The following is a 22655-nucleotide window of genomic DNA, read 5'->3' on the forward strand; positions in this document are numbered from 1 at the left end:
ATATCGGCGCGGCACACCACAATGCCGTTCAACCGTAACGAGGGATTGGACTTTGCGCAGACGTATCGGCGACAGATGGGATGGAGCAGGGGATCGGCGTATCGCGAGCCGTTGCGGCAGCGGATACAGAAACGCCGGCCCCTGCTTCCAGGGGCCGGCGTTCGGAACAACCGTTCAGCGCTTGCCGCGGCTGACCAGGGCGCTGCGCAGGCGGTTTTTGCGACGACGGAGGCGGGCGAGTTTCATGGGAATCTCCTTGGTAAGGATCGTGGGGGCCGGATTGTCGCACAGACGGCCGGTTCAGCGGAAAACCGGCTCGGACCGGACGCGGCTCAGCCCAGTGCGGGCGGGACGTGGCATTCCAGGCCGCAGTGGCAGCACCGTCCGACACGCGGAAGCGTCCGCAGCACGATCCGCAGCACGCCCTGGAAACGCTCACCGCACCGGGGACAGGGCGCGTTGACAGCGCGCGACCAGAAGTACCACGTCGTCAGGCCGGCTACGACGTCAACCGGGATGCCGACGGCAGGCATGTAACGGGCGGCCAGGCCCCCGACTATTCCGGCGGGCACGGTGATGAACAGGATCGTGATGGCGCTGTCGCGCATCGCGACGAGGCGCGCCAGCTCGGGCTGATAGTCGCGTGGATCGTCAGGGGGCGTGGCGGACATTGGCGGTCGGAGCGATGGAATGGGGTCACCGGAGTACGTGGAAGGAAGGCTGTTTCCCCGGGCCATGGGGCGGCCTGAACGTGCGTCAACGGCAGCAGCGGTCGAGTATCCGCTGGGCCTGGGTGCGCGCCTGGGCAACCTGCGCCGGCGTCAGCGCGCTCGCAAGCCGTGTCAGGTCCGCGCGGTGGCTTTCGCCGGCGTCGACCTGGACCAGCGCTTCGGTATAGGCATAGGCCAGCAGCGGGTCCGTCTTCTGCGCGATGCCGCTTTCGTAGCCACTGGCCAACATGCCAAGTGCGTCGATGCTGCCGCGATCGACCGCCGCCTGCAGCAGGCGGGTACGGTCGTCACGATAACGAACAACGGCTTCGGGGTCGGTCAGCATCTGGGTCGCATTTCCGAGTGCCTTTCGTCCGACGTGGGCGTAGCTCAGCTGGGCTTCCAGGTGCCCGGCGTTGGCGGCCTGCAGCAGCCACGCGTAGGCAGTCTGGAGCTGCTGGGCGGTAACGCCCGTGCAGTCACGCAGGTCGCGCTCCAGGTCGTCGCGTTCACCGGCGGTGAGGTTGGCGACGGGCTGCCCGGTTCGCTCATCCAGCCGAAGGCAGCGGTCGAGCGCGCCGAACAGCGCGTACGCGGCAACGGCATCGCCCTGCCGGGCTGCAGGCTCCAGGCGATTCCAGCTGTCGGTCACGGCGCCGGCTGGTGCGGGTGTGTGGTCCTGCCACTGCACAGCGCGCGGGAAGGCCGGATTGATGGACCGGAACGCGGCTGCTGCAGCTGCCCGGTCCGCCGCGGCAGGCGCGGGCGTGGACGTCGCGTGGGGGCCGCCGCTGGCGGAACCGGACGCTTTCGCGGACGTAGCAGAAACCGGCGGGGAGCCGGTTCGCTGCTGTGGCGCGGCGCTGAAATGCCACGTTACCAGTGCGCCAAGCATGGTGATACCCGCCAGGGCACTGAGCAGAAGGCGTCGATTCATCGGGTCCACGGATCTCGCAGGATTCCAGGCGTCGATGGAGTCTGCCACTCCCGGCAGCCGCCTAGAAGCGGCCGCTGCCCTCGTCGCCGAAGAGGGCGCTGTTGGCGCATTTGGGAAAGACGGCCTGCGCAGGCGCGTGCTAAGCCTGTTCCCTGTGCCGTCCCACCATCCCCGAACCGGGGCCGTTGGTCGGCCCTGGCCCCATAGTGTGATAGCCGCCCGCGCCGGGCGGGTGCACCGTGGGGATACTCCGGCCGCCTTCCACCAGGGACCCGTCATGCGTCATCCAATCGCCCTCCTGTTGATTCTGCTGGCTGCCGGGGCTCCGGCGACGGCCGCGACCTACCGCGTTGGTCCGTCACAGTCGTATACGAACCTTAACCAGCTGTTCGCGGCGGTGGACCTGGGGCCGGGTGATGTCGTGGAAGTCGACGGCGGCGTGATCTATGACGTCGGTACGCCCGGCGTGATCGTTCCGCAGGAGGATGGCGGGGCGGCAGGCAATCCGGTCATTCTTCGCGGTATCCGGATCAACAACCAGCGGCCGCACCTGCGCGGTGGCACCAACACCATCGAATTCCGTCTGTCGAACCACGTGGTGTTCGAGGGGTTCGAGGTCAGCGGTACCGGCAACACCTCGACCGGCACCTTCCGCTGCGTGTATCACCATGCGCACGACATCGTGATTCGCGACGCGTATATCCATGATTGTCCACGCCACGGCATCCTCGGTGCGGACAACGACTCCGGTTCGCTCACCGTCGAGTATTCCGAGGTGTTCAACGCCGGCTCCAACGGCGGCAATCACGCGATCTACATGGCGACGGACGAGATCGAATACCCCGGCGCCGTGTTTCGCCTGCAGTACAGCTACATCCACGACAGCCAGTTCGGCACCGGCGAGGGCGGCAACCTGATCAAGAGCCGCGCGGAACGCAACGAGATCTACTACAACTGGCTGGAAGGAGGGTATTACCACGAGCTCGAACTGATCGGGCCCGACCCCGACGGCGGCGTGCCGGAAGACCAGGCGCGCGAGGATTCGGACGTCGTGGGCAATGTCATCGTCCACACCAGCGACTTCGGTGCGATCCTGCGCTTTGGCGGCGATGCGACGGGGCAGAGCTTCGGGCGCTATCGCTTCGTCAACAACACGGTGGTGCGACTGGGCGCGATCAACGACGTGCCCACGGTTTTCCGCCTGTTTGACGGTATTGAATCGCTGGCGGCGTACAATAACGTGCTGTGGCGTGACGGTGCCAACGCGCTGCGCGTGGTGCGCGAAGTCGAGGCTGACTGGGCCACAGGCAGCTCGCAGATCATCGGCAGCAACAACTGGATCGACAACGGGTCGACCTTCATCCCGGCCGGATTCAGCGCGACGACCCTGGGGGCGACCCCGGGATTTGTCGACAGCCTGAACTTCGATTACCGGCCGGCGGCGGGTAGCCCGCTGCTCAACGCGGGCAACGGTGCGGTCACGCTTCCCTCGGCATACGCCATCAGCAACCCGCTGTTCCCGCCGGCGTTCCACCCGCCGGCGCGCACGCTGATTCCGGTCGGTACCGCAGCGGCGCGCGTGGCGAGCGGTGCAATCGACGTCGGTGCCTTCGAGCTTGCATCGGATGTGATCTTCGCAAACGGCTTCCAATGAGGGCAGCGGTGCGGCGGTCGCGTCCATGAGGCAGGGCGTGAATGGGGTGCGTACAAACGTACGCCCTCGCTCTGGCGCGAATTTCGTGCGTACTGGCTTACAGGGCGGGGCACTGTGCAGTAAAACGGAACGTTCACCGGTCTCGTGGCAAAACCCGGATGAACTGCCATGGACTCAGCCCACGGCTATCGCGAAGCAATGTGCCGGATGATCGCCGTCATGCGGCAGCCTGGCGCATTGCGGCGGATACTGGTGAATGCAGGCATGACGGTCGCGGTCTTGGGCGCCGGCCCTGCGCCCGGCGCCGTGGGGCTGCGCTATGACGTATATCTGGACACCCTGGATGCCGCCCGCGTCGAAGTGCGTTGCGAGGACTGTTCCCAGCTGCCGACGCTTCACGCGCTGTCCAACGCGGCCGTCCGACGGCTGCAGTCGACCACGCTGGAAGGATGGGCGCTGCATGAAAAGCGGCTGAGCCCGGCAGCCGGACAGAAGCGTGCCAGCTATGTCGAAGCGTTCCATGGCGACGGTGCAGCAGATCGTGTGATCACCGGCCGCAGCAAGGCTGTCCTGGTGACCGATCCGCGCGAGTGGTTGTGGGTACCGGATTCCTGGAGCCATGAACGTCCACTCGAGGTGGCCTTTCATCTGCCGGAAGGCATTGAAGTGGCCACACCCTGGCCACTCGTCAGGGGGACGGACGAGCACTACACCGTCGTGCCCTGGCTGCGTCATATGGACGGCGCGGTGGTATTCGCGCCGATGACCCGGCGAGCTGTCCCCCTCGGCGAGGCCGTCGTGCGGATCAGTGTCGTCGGTGCGGCGATGCCGCGCGCTGACGAATACGCTACGTGGGTGGTAGCGTGCGCGCGTGCGCTGGCTGACACGTTTGGCCGTTTTCCGGTGCCGCTGACCCAGGTGGTCGTGATGCCGGTGGCGCGTGCGCGCGAGCCGGTGCCGTTCGGCCATGTGGTCCGTGGACTGGGCAACACGGTCATCCTCTACATCGACCCGGTCGCGACCCTCGCCGAGTTGCAGGCCGACTGGACCTTGACGCACGAGCTTTCGCACCTGGCGCACCCATTTCTCGGTGAACAGGGACGCTGGCTGGCCGAGGGGCTTGCCGGCTACTACCAGAACGTTGCACGGGCCCGTTCCGGTGTGCTGACGGCGGCGACCGCCACTGCGAACCTCCAGCGCAGCTTCACGGCAACGGCAAAGGAAGACGATCGCGGCCCGATCGACGAGGCGGGCCGCATGCGCACCTACTGGACGGGCGCCGTCATGGCGCTGGACATGGATATCCAGCTGGCCGCAGCGAAGGGGCGCTTTCCGTCGCTCGCCGCCGCGATGGGTGAATTTGCCAGGCACAACCTGCCATCATCGCGCGCCTGGCGGCCGGACGACTACATGGCCGAGCTGGATCGGCTGGGTGGAACGCGCATTTTCAGCACTACCTACCAGCGCTACTTTGCATCGACCGAGTTCCCCCCGTTTGCAGAGGCGATTTCCCGGGCGGCGGATACATTTACGCGCCAGAATCACTCTTCGAATGCTCTGGATTAAGTAGCGTCATCTTGTGGCGCCAGCGTAAGTGGCGATTGCCTGTCCGTGCTGCAACGCACGGATGGGTGCGCTGCATTATCTCGGCGGGCTCGACCAATTGTGTCGGAATGTGAAACGAGCACTGGGTCACATGTCGGTGGTGCGTAGGCTATTTGCTTGCCGCTTCTTGTCGATTTCGTCCGTGTCTGCGCCGCAAGCGCCCACGCAACACGCCTGTCGCGCGACCTAGTATCTCGCGCCCGCCGGTGGCGCCGCTCTGCAGATGTCGCGCGCGGCGCCATCCTGATTTTCTTCATTGATATCCGCGCGGGTTTTCCTCCTCCATTTTCTGCTCGCACAGACCCATTCCGGGGAGACCTATGTCCTTACTCCGTTTATTGCCGTTGCACCTGAGCACGGCAATCCTGGCCGCCGCCATTTCCGGGTCGGCCTCTGCTACACCACGCGTAACATGGATTCCACCCGTCGGCGCCGAAATCACCGTATCCCACCTGGGAACACACCGGCCGGGTGCCGAGCGTCCGCCGATGAACGACCCACGCAAGACGGATATCGACTACGACCTGGCCGATCCGGTCATCGTCCTGTCGCGCAGTCCCGAGGCCGATGCGCGGGCCGGGCGCGCGCCGCAGGCCTGCAATGCGGCGGACTTCGCAAACGCCAGTGATGCCGCGCTCCTGACGCTGGTGAAGGCGGCCGATGTCGAGGACTGCCTCAACGGCCTGTTCAAGGTGACCGGCGCGCAGGCAGGCCAGATCTTCGGCGAGGCCAAGATGCGTACCGTGGCCAACGAGCTGATCAACAGTGCCTGGTTCTATCCGGGCGACAACAGCCAGAAGACGCTGCAGCTGATCCTGTTCCTGCGCGCCGGCTACTACGTGCAGGACAATCAGACCGCCTATGTCGGAACCTATGGGTCGTCGCTGGCGTCCAGCGTGCGCCATGCGCTGGACCTGTTCGTCAACAACACGCACTTCCTCGATGTCACCGAAGTGCACGGTGATGTGCTCAGCGAATTCGTGACGCTGATCGACAGCGCGCAGGAGAGCGCGCGCCACATCGGCAGTTTCCGGCGCCTGCTGAACAACTATGGTGCGGCGCACCGTGAGATCGAAAGCATGCAGACGGCGACCAACAACGTGTTCCGTGCGTTGTTCCGGGCCCATCAGTTCAGCGATTTCCGAGCCGCTATGGCGGCCGATACCTCGCTCTTGACGGCACTGTCGAGCTTCGTGTCGAACAACGCCATCGACATCGATACGGGGCTGGAGTATCTCGTCGTGAACGCCTCGCGTGAGCTGACGCGTTTCGTGAACGGCCAGAATTACTCGGGCACGACGCAGTCGACGGCGCGCCAGTTCGTCAAGGCCATCCTGGCGCGGTATCCAATGACGGGCTACGGCGGTCGCCTCTGGGCCGCCACGGCAGGCAATGCGGAGTTCTACGACGCCAGCAACTGCGCCTACTACAACATCTGCAACTTTCGCACGACGCTCGAACCGTTGGTGCTGCCGACGCGGCATCCCTGCAGTGCGACGCTGGTACTTCGTGCGCAGAATCTGACGCCGCAGCAGATCCAGCAGACCTGCAGCTCCGTCGGTACTGAGGAAGGCTTCTTCCACCAGAAGATGGCAACCGGCAATGTACCGATTGCCGGCGACCAGAACTCCAAGCTCGAAATGCTGGTGTTCGACAGCAAGGCGGACTACGCCGCCTATGCAGAAGTGCTGTTCGATATCGCCGTGGACAACGGCGGCATCTACATCGAAGGTGATCCGACCCGGCCTGGCAACCAGGCTCGCTTCTACGCCTACGAGCGCGGCACGCCGGGCACGTCGTCATGGCAGATCTGGAACCTGGCCCACGAATACATCCACTACCTGGATGGCCGCTTCAACATGAAGGGCGGTTTCTGCGACGCCCCGACGGGTGGTGCGTGCGACTACGGCAACACCCAGGTCGGTCCGCGGACGTCGGCGGTGTGGTACATCGAAGGGATTGCGGAATACCTGTCGTACTCGTTCCGCAACCTCACCAACACCGATGCGATGGACCAGGCGATCTCGCGCCAGTTCTCGCTGTCCGAGCTTTTCACCACCCAGTACAGCACCGATTTCGCCCGCACCTACCAGTGGGGGTATCTGGCGTCGCGCTTCATGTACGAGCATCGCCGCCAGCAGTTCGACCAGATGATCCAGCACTTCCGTGCGGGCCGCTACGAGCCGGAATACCGCAACTGGCTCACGGCGATCGGGACCAGCTACAACGCGGATTTCCGCGGCTGGGTCAGCTGTTTCGTATCGTCCATGGGCAATCCGGTCAACTGCGTGCCCGACCGGATCTTCAAGGGCGGCTTCGAACCGCCGCCGCCGCTGCCTGAGTGCGATGATGACGACGAACGCGTCCTGGCGAACGGCTGTCGCCGCAGCAACCTGTCCGCGACGACCAACTCGCGCAGCTTCTTCATCTGGGTACCCAGCGGCGTGCCGAAGCTGACCATTCGCATGGCTGGCGGTACGGGCAACGCGGACATGTACATCAAGGCCGGCGGTTGGCCAGACCAGACCACGTACGACTACCGCCCCTTCCTGCCGGGCAACGATGAAACCGTCACGGTGAACAATCCGGCCAGCGGTGTGTACTGGTATATCTGGGTACTTCCGCGCGCGCCCTACACGGGCATGGAAATCAGCGCCCGGTTCAACTGACGGCATCGCTTTGCGCCTGGGACATTGCCCGTCCGCGATGGACGGGCAATGTACACCGCCCCGGTCATGCGGAATCGTCCGTGTCGGCGCCGGGCCGGTGTCCGGTGTAGTGCGCACGGGGCCGGATCAGTCGCCCTTGCTCCTGCTGCTCCAGTACATGAGCCAGCCAGCCGGCCAGGCGTCCGGTCGCGAACAGCACCAGCGCGGCGTTGGCGGGCAGGGCGTAGAGCTGGCAGAGCGCCGCCAGGGTGAAATCAAGGTTTGGTCGCAGTCCGCTGACGTCCTCGGCACGCTGGATGACGGCATCCATTGCCAGTCGCTCAGGCCGGTCGGGATGTTCGCGGCGCAACTGCGCCAGCAGCTCGGCGGCGCGTGGATCGCCGTCGGGATAGAGCGGATGACCAAAACCCGGCAGATCATCGCCGCGTTGCCAGCGTGCCGTGATTTCGTCCGCGCCGGCGCGGATGAGGGCATCGGCCCTGGCAGTCGCGCCGCCATGGCGCGGACCCGTCAAAGCAGCCAGTCCGCTGCACACTGTGGCATGCAGGTGCGCCCCGGTGGACGCCACCACGCGCGCCGCAAAAGCGGAGACATTGAGTTCGTGCTCCGCGCAGAGCACCAGCGCCGCGCGCACCAGGTGCGCAAACCCCGCATTGCCGGGACGCCAGTGCCTGGCAACCTGCAGGTGTACGGGATCACCGGAGGGCGTGGCGCCCACCAGCAGGGCGGCGTTCTGGCGCAGCAGCAAAGCGGCCATCTCGCGGCGGACCGTGGGTGACAGGCTGAACGAGTGCCGCACCGCGACACCCAGCAACGGAATCGCCGCGAGCGCGCGCTCCAATGGCGGCAGCTGGGCGTCTGCCACCAGCGATTCCACGCTGGCTGGCCATCGGGCGTCGGGACAGGCGCCGAACGGGTCGTCCTGGCCGCAATCCCACAGCACCCGCGCGACGTCCTCGAGTGTTGCGCCCGACCGAACCGCGGCAATGGCCGATTGCCCGCGGTAATAAGGACCATCGGGGCAGATCAGGGAAATCTGCGTATCCAGCACCGGCAGTCCGCGGTCCAGGCTTTGCGCGGCACCGCGCGCGGCGCCGCGTCCGGCACGGCGGTTGCGCGCCAGCCGCTCGACGTCCTGGCGCCGGTAGTGCCGGCTGCGGTGATCGGGGCCTGGGCGCGATTGAATCAGCCCGCGGCTGACGTAGGCGTACAGCGTTGCCGGGCTGATTCCCAGGATGCGGCAGGCTTCAGCCGCTGTAATGAGGTCGGGATCCATGCGAACAGGTTGATTGAATGGATCAAGATTGATCAACAGGTTCGAGAATGCCAGATTGCCGCCGACGATGCCTTCCGGCGGCGGCCGGGCCCGCATCGCCGGTGCCGTGTCCCTGGCGCGCTGCCGGAGGCGATCTATGATCGGCTCTCTGGTGCGGTCAGCGTCGTGTCCCGGCGACGGATCCGCACCGCACCCGGTATTCCTTTCCCGCTTGCCGAAACTGCCAGCCATGAATACTGCCTACCGCAAACCGCTCCCGGGCACTGCCCTGGACTACTTCGACGCCCGCGCTGCGGTCGATGCCATCAAGCCCGGCGCGTATGCGGGCCTTCCATACACCTCGCGTGTCCACGCGGAGAACCTGGTGCGCCGCTGCGATCCGGCCCTGCTGACCGACGCGCTCACCCAGCTGATCGAGCGCCGGCGCGACCTCGACTTTCCCTGGTTTCCGGCGCGCGTGGTCTGCCACGACATTCTCGGCCAGACGGCCCTGGTGGACCTGGCCGGCCTGCGTGACGCAATTGCCGAGAAGGGCGGCGACCCGGCGAAGATCAATCCGGTGGTGCCGACGCAGTTGATCGTCGACCACTCGCTGGCGGTGGAATATGGCGGCTACGACAAGAATGCGTTCGCGAAGAATCGCGCGGTGGAAGACCGGCGCAACGAGGACCGCTTTCATTTCATCGACTGGACCAAGAAGGCCTTCAAGAATGTCGATGTGATTCCGCCGGGCAACGGCATCATGCACCAGATCAACCTGGAGCGGATGTCGCCGGTGGTCCACGCGGAAAACGGCGTCGCCTACCCGGATACCCTGGTGGGCACCGACAGCCACACCCCTCACGTGGATGCGCTGGGCGTGATTGCGATCGGCGTGGGTGGGCTGGAAGCCGAGAACGTCATGCTCGGTCGCGCATCGTGGATGCGGCTGCCGGATATCGTCGGCGTCGAACTGACCGGACGCCCGCAACCGGGAATCACGGCGACGGACGTGGTCCTGGCACTGACGGAATTCCTGCGCAAGGAAAAGGTGGTTGGCGCCTATGTCGAGTTCTATGGCGAAGGCGCATCGGCACTGACGTTGGGTGATCGCGCGACGATCTCGAACATGACGCCCGAATTTGGCGCGACGGCTGCCATGTTCTCGATCGATGCACAGACGATTGACTACCTGCGCCTGACCGGCCGTGACGATGCGCAGGTGAAACTGGTCGAAACCTATGCGCGCACCGCGGGTCTGTGGTCGGATGACCTCAGGACGGCCGAGTACGAGCGCACGCTGGCGTTCGACCTGTCGAGCGTCGTGCGCAACATGGCGGGCCCGTCGAACCCGCACAAGCGCCTGCCTACTTCCGCGCTGGCCGAACGCGGCATCGCCGGTCCCTGGGAAGACGTGCCGGGCCAGATGCCCGATGGTGCGGTGATCATCGCGGCGATCACCAGCTGCACGAATACCTCCAATCCGCGCAACGTGATTGCCGCTGGCCTTCTCGCCCGGAACGCGAATGCGCGCGGACTGGTGCGCAAGCCGTGGGTCAAGTCGTCGCTGGCGCCGGGATCCAAGGCCGTGCAGCTGTACCTGGAAGAAGCCGGGCTGTTGCCAGAGCTGGAGAAACTGGGCTTCGGCATCGTCGCTTTCGCCTGCACGACCTGCAATGGCATGAGCGGCGCGCTCGATCCGGCGATCCAGCAGGAAATCATCGATCGCGACCTCTACGCCACGGCCGTGCTGTCAGGCAACCGCAATTTCGACGGCCGCATCCATCCGTATGCCAAGCAGGCCTTCCTGGCATCGCCCCCGCTGGTGATCGCCTACGCCATCGCCGGCACGGTGCGGTTCGACATCGAGAAGGATGTGCTGGGTGTGGATGCCTCCGGCAACCCCGTCACGCTCAAGGACATCTGGCCCAGCGATGCGGAGATCGACGCCATCGTCGCCAGCAGTGTGAAACCGGAACATTTCCGCAAGGTATACGAGCCGATGTTCCGCTTCGCGGCGTCGCACGGCGAGAAGATCAGTCCGCTGTATGACTGGCGGCCGCAGAGCACGTACATCCGCCGCCCGCCGTACTGGGAAGGTGCTCTGGCCGGCGAGCGCACGCTCAAGGGCATGCGACCGCTCGCGGTTCTGGGCGACAACATCACGACGGATCACCTCTCGCCGTCGAACGCGATCCTGCCCGACAGCGCAGCCGGTGAATACCTCGCGCGCATGGGCCTGCCGGAAGAGGATTTCAATTCCTATGCGACCCATCGGGGCGACCACCTCACGGCGCAACGGGCCACGTTCGCCAATCCGAAACTGCTCAACGAAATGGTCGTCGTCGACGGCAAGGTGAAGCAGGGATCGCTGGCACGCCTGGAACCCGACGGCACCATCCTGCGCATGTGGGAGACGATCGAAACCTACATGGACCGCAAGCAGCCGCTCATCATCATCGCCGGTGCGGACTACGGCCAGGGATCGTCGCGTGACTGGGCGGCCAAGGGCGTTCGGCTGGCTGGCGTCGAGGCTATCGTGGCGGAAGGGTTTGAGCGCATCCATCGCACCAACCTCATCGGAATGGGCGTGTTGCCGCTGGAGTTCAAGCCGGGCACCGACCGCAAGACACTCGCCATCGATGGTACCGAGACCTTTGACGTGATCGGCACGCGCCAGCCCCGCACCGACCTGACGCTCGTCATTCACCGCCGCAATGGCGAGACGGTACAGGTACCGGTGACCTGCCGCCTCGATACGGCCGAAGAAGTGTCGATCTACGAGGCGGGCGGCGTGTTGCAGCGTTTCGCGCAGGATTTCCTCGAATCCTCCGCCTCGCAGGCCGCCTGATCATCGATCCCTTCAGGACGCCCCCGCACGGGGCGTCGGTTCCTGTCGCTTTGTGGAAGAAGTAACCATGGTCTATCTGCCGCAACTCCGGATCCCGGCCACCTATATGCGTGGCGGTACCAGCAAGGGCGTGTTTTTCCGACTCGATGACCTGCCGCCGGCGGCCCAGGTGCCGGGCGAGGCGCGTGACAAACTGCTGCTGCGCGTCATCGGCAGCCCCGATCCGTACGGCAAGCAGATCGACGGCATGGGTGGCGCCACCTCAAGCACCAGCAAGGTGGTGATCCTGTCCCGCAGCACGCGCCCTGACCACGATGTGGACTACCTGTTCGGACAGGTGTCGATCGATCGCGCCTTCGTCGACTGGAGCGGCAACTGCGGCAATCTCACGGCGGCTGTGGGATCGTTTGCGATCACCAACGGGCTGGTCGACGCAGGCCGTATTCCCCGGCAGGGACACTGCACCGTGCGGATCTGGCAGGCGCAGATCGGAAAGACCATCGTGGCGCATGTCCCGATCACCGACGGTGCCGTGCAGGAAACCGGCGATTTCGAGCTGGATGGCGTGACATTCCCCGCGGCCGAGGTGCAGATCGAGTTTCTGGATCCGGCCGACGAGGGCGATGACGGCGGTGCCATGTTTCCGACCGGCAATCTCGTCGATGACCTCGACGTACCGGGCGTCGGTACGCTCAAGGCGACGATGATCAACGCCGGTATTCCGACCATCTTCGTCAACGCCCAGGACATCGGCTACACGGGCACTGAACTGCAGGGCGCCATCAACGAAGACGCCAAGGCCCTGGCGATGTTCGAAACCATCCGCGCCCATGGTGCCGTGCGCATGGGGCTCATCGCGAACGTCGCGGATGCGGCCAACCGGCAGCACACGCCGAAAGTGGCGTTCGTGGCGAAGCCGGCGAGCTATGTTTCCTCCGCGGGCAAGACCGTGGCTGCCGACGACATCGACCTGCTCGTCCGCGCGCTGTCGATGGGCAAGTTGCACCACGCCATGATGGGAACGGCGGCGGTAGCCATCGGTACCGCCGCGGCGGTACCGGGCACCCTGGTCAACCAGGCGGCCGGCGGCGGCGAGCGGCACGCGGTGCGCTTCGGGCATCCCTCGGGTACGCTGCGCGTCGGTGCGGAAGCCACGAACGTCGGCGGCCAGTGGACGGTCAAGCGCGCCATCATGAGCCGCAGCGCCCGCGTGCTGATGGAAGGCTGGATCCGCGTGCCGGGCGATTGATCAAGCAGGGATTGAATATGCCGGAGTTGACTGCGCGGAAGTTGCTGGTGCTGGACCTGGACGAAACCCTGGTTTACGCCACCGAGATTCCGCTCGGCCATCCCGAGGACTTCCGCGTCGGGCCGTACTACGTCTATCCGCGACCCCACCTGACCGCGTTCCTGGCAGACATGCAGTCGCTGTTCGACATCGGGGTGTGGACGGCGTCCGGCGAGCGCTACGCCATCCAGATCGTCCAGCGGTATTTCGCGCCGGAATCGCTGGCGTTCGTGTGGTCGAGCGAACGCTGCACCCTGGCGCGGGACCTGGAATCCGGAAACTACCTGACCCTCAAGAACCTCAAGAAACTCCGGCGGCGCGGCTACCTGCTTGAGCAGATCATTGCCGTCGACGATACCCCGTCCAAGTACCGGCGCAGCTACGGTAATCTCGTCACGGTCAGCGAATTCACGGGCGACCCGGGGGATGCGGAATTGCCGCTGCTGGGGCGCTACCTGCGCAGCCTGGCCGGGGTGCCGAACGTCCGCCAGATCGAGAAACGCCGCTGGCGCCAGCAGGTCGCGCACCTGCCGTGATCCCTCGGCCACCCCTCCGCCGTATGTGCCACCAACGGCATTCGGAGCCGGGTATCACGAGGCGGAAGTATGAAGCGCATTTCCTTGGCGGTGGCATTGATGGTCTTTGGCGCGGGCGGCGCGACGCAGGCGCAGCCCGGTACGATGGCGATGGACGACCCGTCGACACCTCCGCTGGTGTCGGCGGAAGTGACGTCCCTGCTGGACGTCGGTGCCGACCCCGAGGTCGCACCCGCTGCCGATGCGTTCTGCCCGCTGGAGAACGCCCAGGCCATGACAACCCGGTTCTGCAACGCCACGCCGCTGCTGTTCCCGGCGGGCGGGCCGGCGTCCACCTATCCGAGCGACGTGGTCGTCAGCGGGCTCGAAGGCGTGGTGACGGACGTCCAGCTGGTGCTGCGCAACGTCAGCCACAACAACACCTCGCAGCTGGCCATGCGCCTGGAGCCGCCCAATGGCCAGGTGATCGGCATCCTCGGTAGTGGGTTCGATACGGAAACCCCGCCGGTGCCGGCCGTCACCAATGCGACGCTGACGTTCGCCGATTCCGCCCAGATCTATGCCGTGGCGGACTACGACGGCGGCAATCTCGCGTGGACCGCACCCACGGGCACCAACGTGTACCTGCCGCGCGCGTTCGCGCCGCCGGCGTTGCCCGCGCCAGCGCCGACGACGACCGTGCGCCAGATGCTCAGCAGCCTGGAGGGAACCAACGGAAATGGCACCTGGCGCCTGTGGGCGTCGCAGAATGTCGCCAGTGAGCCGCAGCCCTCCGGCAGTGTCGCCGGGGGCTGGTGCCTGGACGTGACGACCGCGCCGGCCAGCAACAGCTGCTACTACACCGCCACCCGCGTGGGCTCGATCAATGCGGGCGACATCACGCAGCAGGGGCGGATCACGCGCAGCGGCCGTCCTTCCCTTTGCACGCACGCCAAGCCGTCAGCGGCGCTGGAGAACGCCAACGCGGTGCGCTACGACCGGCACGATTTCCCGGCGATCTCCTCGCAGCCGGTATGCCTCACGGTCACTGCCGACTTCACCGGCTGCACTGGCAATCAGATGCAGCTGACGCTCTACAAGACCTATTCCTCGGCAACACCCAACACGGGCTATCTCGCCGACAGCGGGTTCAGCACGATCGGCACCATGGCATTCTCGACCCGGCTGAATGCGAACCAGGGGTTCACGGCCGTGGTGAGCGAAGTCGATTTCAATACCGGCTGCCCGATGTACTCACTGCGTTTTGAAACCAATACCTGCCAGTTGCCGCCCGCCGGCGACGTGATTTTCCGGAATGGATTCCAGGGGCTGGGGATCGGCACCACCGCTGACTGAGCCTCCGATCGGTGTCATTCGAAAGATTGTCTCGAACCATTCTTTCGAGTATGGATAAAGCGACTTTCGTTTGTTGACCAAACGAAAGTTCGTTTCTATCGTCGCGGGGCACTTGGAGCCCCGAAATGACCCAGCTCTTGCTTCGTCACCGCGATGCCTGGAAACGGTGCGGTGGACTGGATACCGCCGAGGAAATCGCGCAGCAGCCGGCCGTGTGGCGGGCCCTGGTCCATGTGCTGGAAACGCAGCGCGGCGCGATCGACCGGTTTCTCGGCGATGCCCTGCGTAAACCGGACCAACGCGTGATTCTCACGGGCGCGGGAACATCCGCCTACATCGGCGAAGTCGTCGCCGACGAGCTCAACGCCGCCTGGCCGGCGCAGGTGAGGGCAGTGGCCAGCACCAGCCTCCTGACCCATCCGGATCACTATCTGGAACGCGACAAGCCGACGCTGCTCGTATCGTTCGCACGCAGCGGGTGCAGCCCTGAAAGCCTGGCAGCGGTGGATCTGGTCGCCCGCTCGGTGGAGGCGCCGCGATTTCTGAACATCACCTGCAATCCCGACGGTGACCTGGCCAAGCGGGGCGCCGGGCGCGCGGACACGTTCAACCTGCTGATGCCCGAGGGCTGCTGCGATCGCGGTTTCGCCATGACCAGCAGCTTCAGCACCATGTTGCTGGCGGCACTGGCTGCGCTGGGCAAGGAGTCCTGGGCGACGCGGCTGATGCGCATCCATCGCCTGGCGATGGCCGCGGAGAACGCGCTGCACGACTGGGCGCCGCGCATCGCGGAACTGGCTGCCAACGCCTTGAGTCGCGTGGTCTATCTCGGCAGTGGCCCACTGGAAGCGCTGGCGAAGGAATCGGCGCTGAAGGTGCTGGAATTGACCTGCGGCGCTGCACTGGCGATGGCCAATACGCCCCTGGGGTTCCGTCACGGTCCGAAGTCGGCCGTGAACGCCGATACGCTGGTGGTGATGTTCCGCAGCCAGTCGGCCGTGGCGCGCGCCTACGAGCGGGACCTGCTGGCTGAGTTGCGCCGGGACGGCGTGGCCGGCGACGTACTCACCGTCGGGCCGGCCGGCAGCACCGGCGAGGGCATCGATTTTCCGCTGGCCCTGCAGGAACTGGCGGATACGAGCGACAGCTGGCTGGCGGCGGTGTGGGTCGTAATGGCGCAGCAGTACGCGCTGCAGCGCTCCCACGCGCTGGGCCTGCGGCCGGACTCGCCCTTCAGCGACGGCACGCTCAATCGCGTCGTGCAGGGCGTGACGATCTACTGATCATGGAGAGCCTGCTTTCGCATTGCTACGGCATCGATATCGGCGGCAGCAAGATCGAGCTGGTCGCCTGCGAAGCGTCGACGCTGGATGTCACTCACCGCCGCCGGATCGACACCCCGGGGCAGGATTTCGATGCCTTTGTGACCGCCATCGCCGCCCTGGTGGACGAAGCCGATGCGGTGCTCGGCATGGCCGGTGATCCACGCCGGTGCGCGCCGGTAGGACTTGGCATGCCGGGCGTGGTCGACCGCGCCACAGGGCGCCAGCTCAGTTCGAATGTGCCGGCGCTCAACGGACGCCGCGTGGGCGATGTGTTGCGCCGGCGTCTGGCCCGGTCCGTGTACTTTGGTAATGATTGCCAATGTTTCGCATTGTCCGAGGCGCAGGGTGGGGCGGCGCACGGCTTGCCGAGCATGTTTGGCGCCATCCTGGGTACGGGGGCCGGCGGTGGATTCTGCGTCGAGGGAAAGCTGGTCGCCGGGCACAACGGCTTCGCCGGTGAGTGGGGGCATTGCGGCGTGCCGGCCGCGCTGCTCACCCAATACGGACTGCCGATATTCGATTGCCCCTGCGGCCTGCGCGGATGCCTTGAACGTTACGTCGCCGGGCCGGCTTTGACGACGCTCTATCGCCTGCGTGGCGGGCTGGATGAGGCATCGCCGGCGACGATAGTGGCGCGCGCCGATAGCGGCGAAACCGCCGCGCGGGTCGCCCTGGACCTGCATCTGGACCTGCTTGGCCACGGTCTCGCCGCGCTGGTGCTGACGCTTGATCCGCACGCCATCGTGCTCGGCGGCGGTCTGTCGAAGCTGGACCACCTCTACGCACGCCTGCCGGAGGCCATCGGACGCCACCTGTTCGAAGGCGCTGAAGTTCCGCCGATCCTGCGCCCGGCCTTCGGCGATGCCGGCGGCGCACGCGGCGCCGCCTTGTTGGCGCGCCAACGACACGATCGATCCTCCGACGTCGCATCCCGCGACGCCTGTACCCCAGAAACCCGGCCAGCCCATGTCATCTCTGATTCAAGCCCGGATCGCCGCGCACCGGCACGGCCATGCCGTCGGTCTCCCTAGCATCTGCTGCAGCCATGCGCAGGTACTGCTTGCCGCCATGCAGGTGGCACTCGCGCACGACAGCCCGTTGCTGATCGAGGCGACGTCGAACCAGGTGGACCAATTCGGCGGGTACACCGGAATGACGCCGCGGCAGTTTCGCGACTATGTGGAACAGCTGGCGGCGCAACAGGCGTTCCCATCCGATCGGCTGGTTCTGGGAGGCGATCACCTCGGACCCAACACCTGGCAGGCATTGCCCGCCGTCGACGCGATGGCGCACGCCAGGAACCTCGTCGCGGCCTACGTGCAGGCGGGTTTCCAGAAGATCCACCTCGACTGCAGCATGGCCTGCGGAGGCGATCCGCCGCGCCTGCCGGATGAAACCGTCGCGACCCGTTCGGCCGAGCTGGCGCGGGTGGCCGAGGCCACGGCGCAGGCGAGCGGCTTGCCGCCGCCCGTCTATGTGATTGGCACCGAAGTGCCGGTGCCGGGGGGCGAATCGTCGCTGGACGGCGGCGTTTCCGTCACCCGGCCGGATGCTGCCGCCCGCACACTGGCGGTTCATCGCCACGCCTTCGCCGAAGCTGGCCTGGTGTCGGCCTGGCAGCGCGTCGTCGCCATGGTGGTGCAGCCGGGCGTGGATTTTGATCACAGCCAGGTGCAGCCCTACGACGCGGCGGCTGCGGCCGACCTGTCAGCCTTCATCGACACCCAGCCGGGGCTGGTGTTCGAGGCACACTCGACCGACTACCAGTCCGAGGCCGCGTTGCACGCCCTGGTGCGCGATCACTTCGCCATCCTGAAGGTGGGGCCGGCGGCGACCTTTGCCTTGCGTGAGGCCCTGTTCGGGCTGGCTGCCATCGAGAACGAGTTGCTACCCATCGAGCAGCGATCACACCTGATGGACGTACTCGAACGCGTCATGCTGGAAGATCCGCGCCATTGGCGGCGGCACTATGCCGGCACCGCCACCGAGCAACGCCTGTTGCGGCGCTACGCCCTGAGCGACCGCTGCCGCTACTACTGGACGACGCCCGCCGTGCAACAGGCGGTGGATACGCTGTTGGCGAATCTGGTTCGCGTGCCGATACCGATGACACTGCTGAGCCAGTTCTTGCCGGAGCAAGCCGCCGATGTGGCCGCCGGCCGCCTCGCCATGCAGCCGGAGGCCCTGATCCAGCACAAGATCGCCGGCGTGCTGGCGCGGTATGCGCGCGCCTGTACGCGGAACACCGCGGTGACGTCGGGCCGCGTGCACCATCGGGTGAAGTCGGCGGCAACGCCATAAAGGCAGGGGATCATGCGCAATACGAGTCGACGACGCGAACAGATCCTGTGTCAGCTGGTCGAGACTGGCAGCGTCCACGTGGCAGAGCTGGTAGTGCGGTTCGGCGTCTCGGCCGTGACCATTCGCGGCGATCTCGAACAACTGGAATCGCAAGGCCTGGCAGTGCGTAATCACGGCGGCGCCACCTTGATGCGCATGCCGCCGCAGGAGCACAGCATGCGGCAGAAGGACACGCTCCATGCCGCGCAGAAGGACGCCATCGGCGCTGCCGCCGCACAGTTCGTGCAGCCGGGTGACAACATCATTATCGATTCGGGCACGACGACGATGCCCCTGGCGCGCCGCCTGCGCGACGCGACCGATGTGACGGTCATGACCAACGGGCTGAATATCGCGTGGGAACTGGCCGATGCGCCCGGCGTCCGTCTCATCCTGACCGGTGGCACGCTGCGCAAGCAGTCGCTTTCGCTGCAGGGCGCGCAGGCCGAAGCGTGCCTGAACGAATACAACTTCGACACCTTGTTCCTGGGCGTTGACGGCCTTGATCTGAAATTCGGGCTGACGACTCACCACGAGGCCGAAGCGCGGTTGAACCATCGCATGGTGGAACGCGCGCGGCGCGTCATCGTGGTCAGTGATGCATCCAAGTTCGGTCGCGTCAGCCTCCACCGCATCGCGCTGCTCGATCGCGTGGATATCGTGGTGACCGACCCTGCCATCACAGCAGAGTACCGCGAAGGGCTCGAACGGCAGGGTGTAACGGTGGTCGTCGCCACGGTCGAGGTGCCACTGCCGGTGGATCCCGGTTGATGCGGATGCGCGGTCGCCGGTGACGTGCGCCGGTCATCGCTGCTGATGGCGCTGTTGTCACGCTGCTGGACTGGTTCAAGGAGCCATACGGATGAACGCCACTGTGATTGCCGCTGCACCGGCAGTATCCACCACGCGCTACATGCGCTACCTGTTGTTCATCGCCGGCATGGGCGGGCTGCTCTATGGCATCGACATCGGCATCATCGCCGGGGCCCTGCCGTACCTGGAAGCCACGGCGTCCCAGGCGTGGAAGCTGAGCACGCAGCAACTGGGCTTCATCGTTGCGGCGGTCCTGCTGGGGAGCGTGGTGTCCTCGCTGTTTGCCGGTGCATTGGCTGACCTTGTCGGACGCCGCGGAGCAATGGTGTTGAGCGGCGCCTTGTTCACCGTGAGCATTCCGCTGATTGCGCTGGCCGATGGCTACGGCCCGCTGCTTGGCGGGCGGCTGCTCCAGGGCATCAGTGGCGGACTGATCGGCGTGGTCGTGCCCTTGTACCTGGCCGAATGCCTGGGCGCGGATCATCGCGGTCGCGGAACGGGGCTGTTCCAGCTGATGCTGACGATCGGCCTGGTGGTGGCGGCACTGATCGGGCTGTACCAGGCGCAGGCGGTGGATGCGTTGGCCGCCACTGCTTCGCCGGAAACGCTCGCCGTGGCCAAGGATCAGGCCTGGCGCCGCATTTTCTGGATGTGCCTTACGCCGGGCGTGGTATTCACCCTGGGCAGCCTGCTGCTCAGTGAATCACCGCGCTGGTTGCTGAGCAGGGGACGCGTGGACGCGGCCCGCGCTGCGCTTCGTCGTGGCACCGACGAAAGCCGGGCCGAAGCCGAGTGGCAGGCGATGCGCCAGAGTCGCGAGGAGCAGGTATCGCGCGATGGCTCGTCGCTATGGCGCCGGCGTTATGTCCTGCCGTTCCTCCTGGCCTGCCTGATCCTGGCCTGCACGCAGGCCACCGGCATCAATTCCATCCTCGCGTATGCGGTGAACATCCTGCAGTCCGCCGGACTACCGGGTGCGACCGCGAACAGCGCGGATGTCGCCATCAAGGTCATCAACGCCGTGATGACGGTGCTCGCCGTCGGGCTGGTGGACCGGAAAGGGCGGCGCTTCCTGCTCATGCTCGGCAGTGGCGGCATCGTCGCGGCCTTGCTGATGGCGGCGTTGTTGTTCACCCGCGCCGAGTCGGGCCGTGTCGACCAGCGCGCGTGGGTGCAGGCGCAGGTGCAGGCTGACGCGCTGGAATTGCCGCTCGATGCGTCGCGCTGGCATTCGCTGGCGGCGCATGCGGGCAACGCCGTGCAGCAGCTGACGGTGTCCTATTCCTACGGCAGTTTCACCAACGTGCAGACGTTCCGCAGCGATGTCCCCGCGCAGGTGATCCAGATTTCGCGCACCGATGTCGTGCAGCCCGACGGGCCTGTCGGTGCCTTTTTCCGCCGGCTGCATCTCAATCCGTTCGCCAACCCGGCCTCCGCGGCGGCGGCGCCACTGGTGATCGAGCAGGCCCTCGTCGGACCTGTTCCGACCGTGACCCACGGCTGGTGGGTCGCGGCCAGCATCTTCGCCTTCGTCGCGTTCTTCGCGGTAGGCCCCGGCGTCTGCGTGTGGCTGGCTCTGTCGGAACTGATGCCCACGCGCATTCGTTCCAACGGCATGAGCATTGCGCTCCTGATCAACCAGTTCGTCTCCACGACGATCGCTGCTGTCTTTCTGCCCACCGTGGGCCGCCACGGCTATGCCGCGATGTTCCTTTTCTGGGCTGCCTGTACCGGCGTCTACTTCGTAGCGGTATGGCTGCTGTTGCCGGAGACAAAGGGACGCACGCTGGAGCAGATCGAGGCCGTGTTCGCGCGCCGGTGAGGCGGCAGTCTTCCCGAGCCGGGGATGGCGGGCTCAGCAGGCCTGGATCAGGCGTTACATGCATTACGGTGTTGCGCAAATGCATCATTGTGGGATGGTAGAAAAGCAGGCATTGAAAACGATGCGGCTTTGTCTAAGATGCATGGTCGGGCCGGAAACGCACGTCCCCCCTGTCCGCCGGCCCGTCCAAGAGGGTGCCATCATGCAGATCAAGAACGTCACGAACCGCAAGCTGGAGATCCAGGTCGCGTCGAAGAGTTCGCAGACCTTGTGGCAGACCACCGTCGATTCGGAAACGACCGTCTCGAAAGAACTTTCGTCCGCCGACGCACCGTTCACCGTGGTGGGGCGCTGGCTGTCCGACCCGCCGCTGCAATACAACTTCGTGCCGCCGACGGGCGTGGGCAACGTCAAGCGCAATGACGAGACGGTGACGATTACTGACGCATTCCCCAGCTTTTTCGGTCAGGCAAGCTAAGGACGGCCTCCAGCAGCGCCTGCCATTGGCGGGCGATGCTGTCCCAGGAATACGACAGCTGCGTGGCGCGTTCGCGGGCAGCTGTCGACAGGTAGTCACGGTAGGCCGCGTCGGTGTACAGGCGTTCAAAGGCGTCGGCCACATCGGCGGGGCTGACGTAGTGTTCGTTGAACAGGCCGTCGGGTGTGTCGAGCGTCAGCCGTTCCGGCACCAGGTGCGCGGCACCCGTCCATAACTCCTTGAACACCGAATGGCCGGGCAGGATCTGCGCAGCCCCGGTTGCGGCGTGCTCGAAAGCCACCAATCCCCAGCCTTCCGTCGTCGCCGTATTCACCCCGACGTCGGCCGCGCTGTAGATCAGTCGCAGGGATTCGTCACTGACGAACGGCATGGTGGTGTCATCCGTGGTGTAGATGACACGATCTTCCAGTCCATTGCGACGCACCAGGGCGCGAAGGTCCCATCCTCGATCATGAAGCCCCATGTGCAGATGCAGTCGCACGGATTCGGGTTTTCCCTGGGCGAAGCGCGCGAATGCGCGCACGGTGGTGTCGATGCGCTTGCGTGGCTGGTTCCGGTTGGCGTTGAGTACGATGAAGTCCTCCTCATGGCCTTCACCGAGCAGCGTCTGGCGCGCCGCTGCGCGCGGAACCGGAAAAACGTCGCGGTATCGACGCCGTGCGGAATCGCCATCGGCTCCAACATCCCCGTGGCAGCGCCGTGGAGCGCTTCGACCAGCGCCTGGCGGCCGTACTCGGTATAGCTGACCAGGGCATCCAGGCCCCCCAAGGGGGCGGCAAGCTCGGGAGGAAGAGGGGTGAGGTCCACGGGGCAATAGCCCACGACGCGCACGCCCTGCAGCTGGAGATCCCGCAGCAGGCGCGCGAACTCCCGGATGATCTGCACATCGGCCAGCACCCATACGACATGAGGCTCCAGGCGCGCAATGACTTCGACGATCGCCTCTTCGCTGCCGGGCAGCTGCGCGATGGGCCAGGGCGGATCTTCTGCCGCGCGGTCGTGCGGCAGCGGGTGCG

Annotated in this window: 17 protein-coding genes; 13 read left to right on the forward strand and 4 right to left on the reverse strand. The window is 65.8% G+C overall.

Going from position 1 to position 22655, the window contains the following annotated elements:
- Positions 1–332 precede the first annotated feature (332 nt).
- Both N4264_RS13235 and N4264_RS13240 read right to left on the reverse strand, forming a co-directional pair.
- Positions 333–671, reverse strand: a complete 339-nt coding sequence (locus tag N4264_RS13235; protein ID WP_261697509.1) for a hypothetical protein — start codon at positions 669–671, stop codon at positions 333–335.
- Positions 672–756: 85 nt separating this feature from the next.
- Entirely contained in the window at positions 757–1647 is an 891-nt protein-coding gene (locus N4264_RS13240; protein ID WP_261697510.1) for an SEL1-like repeat protein, read from the reverse strand.
- Between the two features lie 277 nt (positions 1648–1924).
- On the opposite strand from N4264_RS13240, the gene N4264_RS13245 reads away from it, so the two are divergent.
- The 3 genes from N4264_RS13245 (at position 1925) to N4264_RS13255 (ending at position 7575) form a co-directional block, all read left to right on the forward strand.
- Entirely contained in the window at positions 1925–3301 is a 1377-nt protein-coding gene (locus tag N4264_RS13245) for a right-handed parallel beta-helix repeat-containing protein (RefSeq protein WP_261697511.1), read from the forward strand.
- 168 nt (positions 3302–3469) lie between these two features.
- Positions 3470–4867, forward strand: coding sequence for a hypothetical protein (locus N4264_RS13250; protein ID WP_261697512.1), 1398 nt, complete (start codon positions 3470–3472; stop codon positions 4865–4867).
- A gap of 359 nt (positions 4868–5226) precedes the next feature.
- Positions 5227–7575 (forward strand): M9 family metallopeptidase, encoded by a 2349-nt coding sequence (locus N4264_RS13255; protein ID WP_261697513.1) that lies wholly within the window; start codon positions 5227–5229, stop codon positions 7573–7575.
- A 64-nt stretch (positions 7576–7639) separates the two neighbouring features.
- Here N4264_RS13255 and N4264_RS13260 read toward each other — a convergent pair whose 3' ends face one another.
- Positions 7640–8947, reverse strand: coding sequence for a citrate synthase family protein (locus tag N4264_RS13260; protein ID WP_261697514.1), 1308 nt, complete (start codon positions 8945–8947; stop codon positions 7640–7642).
- A 133-nt stretch (positions 8948–9080) separates the two neighbouring features.
- On the opposite strand from N4264_RS13260, the gene acnD reads away from it, so the two are divergent.
- The 10 genes from acnD to N4264_RS13310 all read left to right on the forward strand — a co-directional run bounded on the left by acnD (position 9081) and on the right by N4264_RS13310 (position 21618).
- Complete coding sequence (gene acnD, locus N4264_RS13265; RefSeq protein WP_261697515.1) at positions 9081–11681, forward strand: Fe/S-dependent 2-methylisocitrate dehydratase AcnD; 2601 nt, start codon at positions 9081–9083, stop codon at positions 11679–11681.
- Positions 11682–11748: 67 nt separating this feature from the next.
- Entirely contained in the window at positions 11749–12930 is a 1182-nt protein-coding gene (prpF, locus tag N4264_RS13270) for a 2-methylaconitate cis-trans isomerase PrpF (RefSeq protein WP_261697516.1), read from the forward strand.
- 17 nt (positions 12931–12947) lie between these two features.
- The gene (locus N4264_RS13275) at positions 12948–13505 is read left to right on the forward strand and encodes an HAD family hydrolase (RefSeq protein WP_261697517.1); all 558 of its coding nucleotides are present in this window, start codon (positions 12948–12950) and stop codon (positions 13503–13505) included.
- Between the two features lie 69 nt (positions 13506–13574).
- Positions 13575–14840, forward strand: a complete 1266-nt coding sequence (locus N4264_RS13280) for a hypothetical protein (protein ID WP_261697518.1) — start codon at positions 13575–13577, stop codon at positions 14838–14840.
- Between the two features lie 125 nt (positions 14841–14965).
- On the forward strand, positions 14966–16123 hold the full coding sequence (locus tag N4264_RS13285) for an SIS domain-containing protein (RefSeq protein WP_261697519.1): 1158 nt from the start codon (positions 14966–14968) through the stop codon (positions 16121–16123).
- 2 nt (positions 16124–16125) lie between these two features.
- Positions 16126–17196: an ROK family protein gene (locus N4264_RS13290; protein ID WP_261697520.1), complete on the forward strand. Its 1071-nt coding sequence runs from the start codon at positions 16126–16128 to the stop codon at positions 17194–17196.
- Positions 17132–18466 (forward strand): D-tagatose-bisphosphate aldolase, class II, non-catalytic subunit, encoded by a 1335-nt coding sequence (locus tag N4264_RS13295; RefSeq protein ID WP_261697521.1) that lies wholly within the window; start codon positions 17132–17134, stop codon positions 18464–18466. The genes N4264_RS13290 and N4264_RS13295 overlap by 65 nt, the downstream gene beginning before the upstream one ends.
- Positions 18467–18478: 12 nt before the next feature.
- Positions 18479–19276: a DeoR family transcriptional regulator gene (locus tag N4264_RS13300; protein ID WP_261697522.1), complete on the forward strand. Its 798-nt coding sequence runs from the start codon at positions 18479–18481 to the stop codon at positions 19274–19276.
- Between the two features lie 91 nt (positions 19277–19367).
- A complete protein-coding gene (locus tag N4264_RS13305; protein WP_261697523.1) occupies positions 19368–21140 on the forward strand; it encodes an MFS transporter in 1773 nt (590 codons plus the stop codon).
- Positions 21141–21342: 202 nt separating this feature from the next.
- Positions 21343–21618, forward strand: a complete 276-nt coding sequence (locus N4264_RS13310; protein WP_261697524.1) for a hypothetical protein — start codon at positions 21343–21345, stop codon at positions 21616–21618.
- Here the strand turns inward: N4264_RS13310 and N4264_RS13315 are convergent.
- A complete protein-coding gene (locus N4264_RS13315) occupies positions 21578–22540 on the reverse strand; it encodes a glycosyltransferase (RefSeq protein ID WP_261697525.1) in 963 nt (320 codons plus the stop codon). The genes N4264_RS13310 and N4264_RS13315 overlap by 41 nt on opposite strands.
- Positions 22541–22655 lie beyond the last annotated feature (115 nt).

Origin of the sequence: Tahibacter amnicola (genome assembly GCF_025398735.1) — a bacterium.
GTDB lineage: Bacteria > Pseudomonadota > Gammaproteobacteria > Xanthomonadales > Rhodanobacteraceae > Tahibacter > Tahibacter amnicola.

Excerpts from the sequence above, each read along its gene's own strand:
- N4264_RS13260 (WP_261697514.1), bottom strand. The coding sequence starts at position 8,947 with ATGCGGGCCCGGCCGCCGCCGGAAGGCATCGTCGGCGGCAATCTGGCA.
- N4264_RS13235 (WP_261697509.1), bottom strand. The coding sequence starts at position 671 with ATGTCCGCCACGCCCCCTGACGATCCACGCGACTATCAGCCCGAGCTG.
- N4264_RS13295 (WP_261697521.1), top strand. The coding sequence starts at position 17,132 with ATGTCATCTCTGATTCAAGCCCGGATCGCCGCGCACCGGCACGGCCAT.
- N4264_RS13255 (WP_261697513.1), top strand. The coding sequence starts at position 5,227 with ATGTCCTTACTCCGTTTATTGCCGTTGCACCTGAGCACGGCAATCCTG.
- N4264_RS13240 (WP_261697510.1), bottom strand. The coding sequence starts at position 1,647 with ATGAATCGACGCCTTCTGCTCAGTGCCCTGGCGGGTATCACCATGCTT.
- N4264_RS13285 (WP_261697519.1), top strand. The coding sequence starts at position 14,966 with ATGACCCAGCTCTTGCTTCGTCACCGCGATGCCTGGAAACGGTGCGGT.
- prpF (WP_261697516.1), top strand. The coding sequence starts at position 11,749 with ATGGTCTATCTGCCGCAACTCCGGATCCCGGCCACCTATATGCGTGGC.
- N4264_RS13305 (WP_261697523.1), top strand. The coding sequence starts at position 19,368 with ATGAACGCCACTGTGATTGCCGCTGCACCGGCAGTATCCACCACGCGC.
- N4264_RS13245 (WP_261697511.1), top strand. The coding sequence starts at position 1,925 with ATGCGTCATCCAATCGCCCTCCTGTTGATTCTGCTGGCTGCCGGGGCT.
- N4264_RS13290 (WP_261697520.1), top strand. The coding sequence starts at position 16,126 with ATGGAGAGCCTGCTTTCGCATTGCTACGGCATCGATATCGGCGGCAGC.
- acnD (WP_261697515.1), top strand. The coding sequence starts at position 9,081 with ATGAATACTGCCTACCGCAAACCGCTCCCGGGCACTGCCCTGGACTAC.
- N4264_RS13250 (WP_261697512.1), top strand. The coding sequence starts at position 3,470 with ATGGACTCAGCCCACGGCTATCGCGAAGCAATGTGCCGGATGATCGCC.
- N4264_RS13280 (WP_261697518.1), top strand. The coding sequence starts at position 13,575 with ATGAAGCGCATTTCCTTGGCGGTGGCATTGATGGTCTTTGGCGCGGGC.
- N4264_RS13275 (WP_261697517.1), top strand. The coding sequence starts at position 12,948 with ATGCCGGAGTTGACTGCGCGGAAGTTGCTGGTGCTGGACCTGGACGAA.
- N4264_RS13310 (WP_261697524.1), top strand. The coding sequence starts at position 21,343 with ATGCAGATCAAGAACGTCACGAACCGCAAGCTGGAGATCCAGGTCGCG.
- N4264_RS13315 (WP_261697525.1), bottom strand. The coding sequence starts at position 22,540 with ATGGGTGCTGGCCGATGTGCAGATCATCCGGGAGTTCGCGCGCCTGCT.
- N4264_RS13300 (WP_261697522.1), top strand. The coding sequence starts at position 18,479 with ATGCGCAATACGAGTCGACGACGCGAACAGATCCTGTGTCAGCTGGTC.